We start from the raw sequence: 3,764 nt of genomic DNA, 5'->3' as shown, positions 1-3,764 counted from the left end.
TCCGCCGATCCAACGGACGTCCCTCCAAATTTCATTACGAGCGTTTGTTTTGACATAACTTGTTCCTTCGCTCCCCTCTCCATCACGAAGTGATGGGGAGGGGTCGGGGGTGGGGTAACAAAAACGCCCCACGTTTCCGTGAGGCGTTGTGTGTTTCGAGATAACTTTTTTGACTCAGTTACTTCTGCCCATGCACAATTGCCTCACAGTGTTCACCGGAGGTAGTAGTCATGGTCATGGTACCTAAGCCGTGCTTGTTCATAATATTGGGCGGTATTCTATGCCAGAGCAGAGATTGAGTCAAGGGCGGTGAGAGGCTTTGCCGGTTTTGGCCTCGGGACGGTAGGGTGCTTGATCGTCGATGTTACCCACGAATTGCGGCAGGCGCTTGTGCCCGAGCTGTTGACGGATGGCGAGGTTCTCGCCGGTGTGATACCAGTAGTGATAGATGGTGCGTTGCAACATGTTCCCGTTGAGGCGGGCGATGGGTTTGCCATTGACGACCGGATGCGCCTGCAATTTGGCGGGCGTCAGGGTGTCGAGCCACGGGTCCGCTGCGGAGGTGATCGCCTTCCACGCCGCGAGCATCTCTTTGAGTGGGGGCGTGCTGGCCGGCGCGCCGTAGGCGAAATCCTTTTCGATCTCCGGGAAGAGAATTTTCCCCTGCCCAAAGCCGAGGAAATAGCGCTGTTCCTGCCACGCCAGATGACCGATGTTCCAACTGATACAGTTCATCGGCAACAGGCGTTTGCGGGCATCTGCATCGGTGATGCCTTTGACGGCACGCATGAATTCACTACGGGTGAAACGGAGTTGGTCAACGAGTGGGTGGGGCATAAAAATCCCTTCTTGAACTTATCTTTCGTGAGTATAACCGCAAGTCTTTGGGTGTTGTATAATCCTGCTACGGAGAGAATCAATGCCAAAATCAAAGCGGGAACAACTTAAAGCCGAATTCAAGCAATCGCTGACAGAATTCGTTGAAACCTTCAAGGGTCATATCTCCACGTCTGATAACCAATGGACGGTCAAAGGTTTCATTGACGTGTTTCGCAATATTTATACGATTTCGGCGGATACAAAGATTGTGTCCAAAATCCTTGAAATCCATCTTTTTCCGGCGTTACTCGAATTTGCCAATCAAAACAATTATCGAATCGTCCTTGCCGAACAGCAAAATTATTACCCGGATCTGTCCTTTGTAAGCGCGGACGATGAAAGCATTAAATTTGCCGTGGATTTGAAAACCACATATCGTCTGCCTGATAATCCCGAATTTTGCAATGGTTTTACGCTTGGTTCACACGGTCAATATTTTGTTAATCGAAAAAGTAATAAGAATATCCAATTCCCTTACGGTGAATATTCGGGACACTTCTGTCTTGGGGTAATCTATTCTCGCTCTAGTCCTGAGAAAAGTGACGAGACACGAACATATCGACTTGAAGAACTAAAATCCATTACATCCGTTATCAGCGATTTTGAGTTCTTCGTTCATGAAAAGTGGGAAATTGCCAGTGACTATCAAGGCAGTTCCAATACGGCGAATATTGGAAGCATCACAAAAATCAGCGATATTTTGACTGGGGATGGCGTTTTCAAAAAGCTTGGCGAAAAATGGTTTGACGAATATTGGATAAATTATGGCAAAATCCAGATGACCAAACCTGATGGGAAAGTAAAGAAAATTACCACGCTAAAAGATTATCTGGTGTATCGCGGTAAAAACCCAAAACTTGCGAATCCTAAAGTTAATAAACCTGCCCGCAAGAACAGGCGAGGGCAGAAATGACAGTAAAAGTCCCACCCCTGAAATGTCAGGGAATTAAAACCAAACTTGTCGAGTGGATCAAAGACCATGCCATTCTCGAAGAGAAAGGCACATGGATTGAGCCATTCATGGGTTCAGGTGTAGTTGGATTCAATGTGCGCCCAACGCACGCAGTCTTCGCAGACGTAAACCCACACATTGTCAATTTCTATAATGCGATCAAGGAAGGCAAAATCACTGTAGGAATTGCCAAGGAATTTCTGGAAAAAGAAGGTTCCTTACTAAAGGAAAAGGGCGAAGACCATTATTATGAAGTTCGAGAGCGTTTCAATAAAGATGGTAACTCTTTGGATATGCTCTTTTTGAACCGTGCTTGTTTCAACGGCGTGATGCGGTTCAATAAAAAAGGTGGATTCAATGTTCCGTTTGGGCATAAGCCTGAACGTTTTGCTAAAGCCTATGTCACCAAGATTACAAACCAAGTCAAGTATGTTGCCGATGCTCTAAGTCAGTACGACTGGCAGTTTGTGTGTCAGGATTTCAAAAAGACGATTTCTTCCGCATCACAAAACGATTTCGTATATTGCGACCCGCCATACATCGGCAGACATGTGGATTACTTCAATTCGTGGTCTGAACAGAGCGAACAGGAACTCTACGACGCGCTCAGTGCTACACAGGCAAAATTTATTCTCTCCACATGGCATAGCAATCAATACCGGAACAACCCTGCCATTGATAAATATGCTACTCGTTTTACAATTTTGACTCGTGAGCATTTTTATCATGTGGGTGCGAGTGAGAAGAATCGCAATCCCATGTTGGAGGCGATTGTTCTGAATTACAATCCCTTGCCGCAGATTGAAATTCAATTGGAAAAGCAGATGGCTTTGTTTGAGAAATCACATAAAGAAGAATATGTGGTTCATACACCAAAAAATTAGCCGCTCAATTTGAGCGGCTTTTTAACCACATTCACTGATTACTGGAAACCTCCCATGCTCATCCACTCCTCCTCCCAACTCCTCACCCTCGCTAAATTCAAAGTCCCCGCCTGCTAACGGGGACTTCTGTTATTCCTTCATCAACTGCCCATTCAAGGCAACTTCTCGCAACGCATCTAAATCTGCCAGCATTCGTTGAATCCGCTCAGCGTGGGCAGTGATTTCCTTCTCCATTTCTTCGGTTGTTGCGGGGATAATCTGCCCCTCGATATATTCCAACCACTCGGAAGCATCGCGTTGATTGCGCCAAATTCCCTTGGGTGACTTAATGAGAACCATGATGTGCAAATCCGATACTGCTACATCTTCCACAAGTCCATACCAGTGCTGAACTTTGATCAATGCGCCGCGTTTGAGCCATTCAGGTTTATTCATCATCTGCCCATCCATTAGAAAGCAGCCTTTCTGCGATTTTGATCGCTTCACGTCGTGAGTTTGGATAATAACCGAGCTTATTCAAGATGAAATTGAGCATGTAATGTTCACCAGACGCAGATGAACCTTCATCCGGGTCTGGTGTGCGCTGGAACTGGTCGTTCAATTGGTCCCATTGTGCGCGAGTCAGCTTCCGTTCTTCAGCCATTGGATTCTATTATACATCCCGCAATGATGAATATCTGTGGTTAAATTACCTCACTAACAACGAATCTCTATCCTCTACTCTCTTACATTCCCATGCTCATCCACTCCTCCTCCCAACTCCTCACCCTCGCCGGCGGACCGCAACGCGGTCATGCCCTGGGTACGCTTGGCATCATCGAAGATGGCGCGGTCGTCGTGCGTGATGAAAAGATTGTCGCGGTGGGCACGACCGCCGAACTCCGCGCCGCCTATCCCGATGAACCCAGGCTCGATGCGAACTGTTGCGTCCTCATGCCGGGGTTCGTGGACCCGCACACGCACGTCATCTGGGGCGGTGACCGCGCCAACGAGTTCGAGAAGAAGATGGCGGGCAAGCCATATCTTGAGATTCTGGCTGAGGGGGGCGG

The 3,764-nt window shown here is 47.5% G+C and carries 6 protein-coding genes; 3 read left to right on the top strand and 3 right to left on the bottom strand.

Annotated features, from left to right (window positions below; translation table 11 throughout):
• Nucleotides 1–300: 300 nt before the first annotated feature.
• Nucleotides 301–837 carry a DinB family protein gene (locus tag AC14M5_RS15530; RefSeq protein WP_484030598.1) on the bottom strand — a complete coding sequence of 179 codons (537 nt, stop codon included), beginning with the start codon at nt 835–837 and terminating at the stop codon, nt 301–303.
• An 82-nt stretch (nt 838–919) separates the two neighbouring features.
• On the opposite strand from AC14M5_RS15530, the gene AC14M5_RS15525 reads away from it, so the two are divergent.
• A complete protein-coding gene (locus AC14M5_RS15525) occupies nt 920–1,792 on the top strand; it encodes a type II restriction endonuclease (protein WP_484030597.1) in 873 nt (290 codons plus the stop codon).
• Nucleotides 1,789–2,715, top strand: a complete 927-nt coding sequence (locus AC14M5_RS15520) for a DNA adenine methylase (protein WP_484030596.1) — start codon at nt 1,789–1,791, stop codon at nt 2,713–2,715. Before AC14M5_RS15525 ends, AC14M5_RS15520 begins: the two co-directional genes overlap by 4 nt.
• A 129-nt stretch (nt 2,716–2,844) precedes the next feature.
• Here the strand turns inward: AC14M5_RS15520 and AC14M5_RS15515 are convergent, their stop codons facing one another.
• Complete coding sequence (locus tag AC14M5_RS15515; RefSeq protein WP_484030595.1) at nt 2,845–3,153, bottom strand: hypothetical protein; 309 nt, start codon at nt 3,151–3,153, stop codon at nt 2,845–2,847.
• Nucleotides 3,143–3,358 (bottom strand): hypothetical protein, encoded by a 216-nt coding sequence (locus AC14M5_RS15510; protein ID WP_484030594.1) that lies wholly within the window; start codon nt 3,356–3,358, stop codon nt 3,143–3,145. Before AC14M5_RS15510 ends, AC14M5_RS15515 begins: the two co-directional genes overlap by 11 nt.
• 92 nt (nt 3,359–3,450) lie before the next feature.
• Between AC14M5_RS15510 and AC14M5_RS15505 the strand changes: the two genes are divergently transcribed.
• The coding region (locus AC14M5_RS15505; protein WP_484030593.1) for an imidazolonepropionase-like domain-containing protein at nt 3,451–3,764 on the top strand (314 nt) is incomplete at its 3' end.

This window comes from Candidatus Villigracilis sp., assembly GCF_057083605.1.
Note: the sequence above shows the minus strand (reverse complement) of the source record. Positions and strands in the feature narration are given on the sequence as shown.

What these genes read in the sequence shown, in the direction of transcription:
- AC14M5_RS15530 (WP_484030598.1), bottom strand. Translation starts at nt 837, where the DNA reads ATGCCCCACCCACTCGTTGACCAACTCCGTTTCACCCGTAGTGAATTC.
- AC14M5_RS15525 (WP_484030597.1), top strand. Translation starts at nt 920, where the DNA reads ATGCCAAAATCAAAGCGGGAACAACTTAAAGCCGAATTCAAGCAATCG.
- AC14M5_RS15520 (WP_484030596.1), top strand. Translation starts at nt 1,789, where the DNA reads ATGACAGTAAAAGTCCCACCCCTGAAATGTCAGGGAATTAAAACCAAA.
- AC14M5_RS15515 (WP_484030595.1), bottom strand. Translation starts at nt 3,153, where the DNA reads ATGATGAATAAACCTGAATGGCTCAAACGCGGCGCATTGATCAAAGTT.
- AC14M5_RS15510 (WP_484030594.1), bottom strand. Translation starts at nt 3,358, where the DNA reads ATGGCTGAAGAACGGAAGCTGACTCGCGCACAATGGGACCAATTGAAC.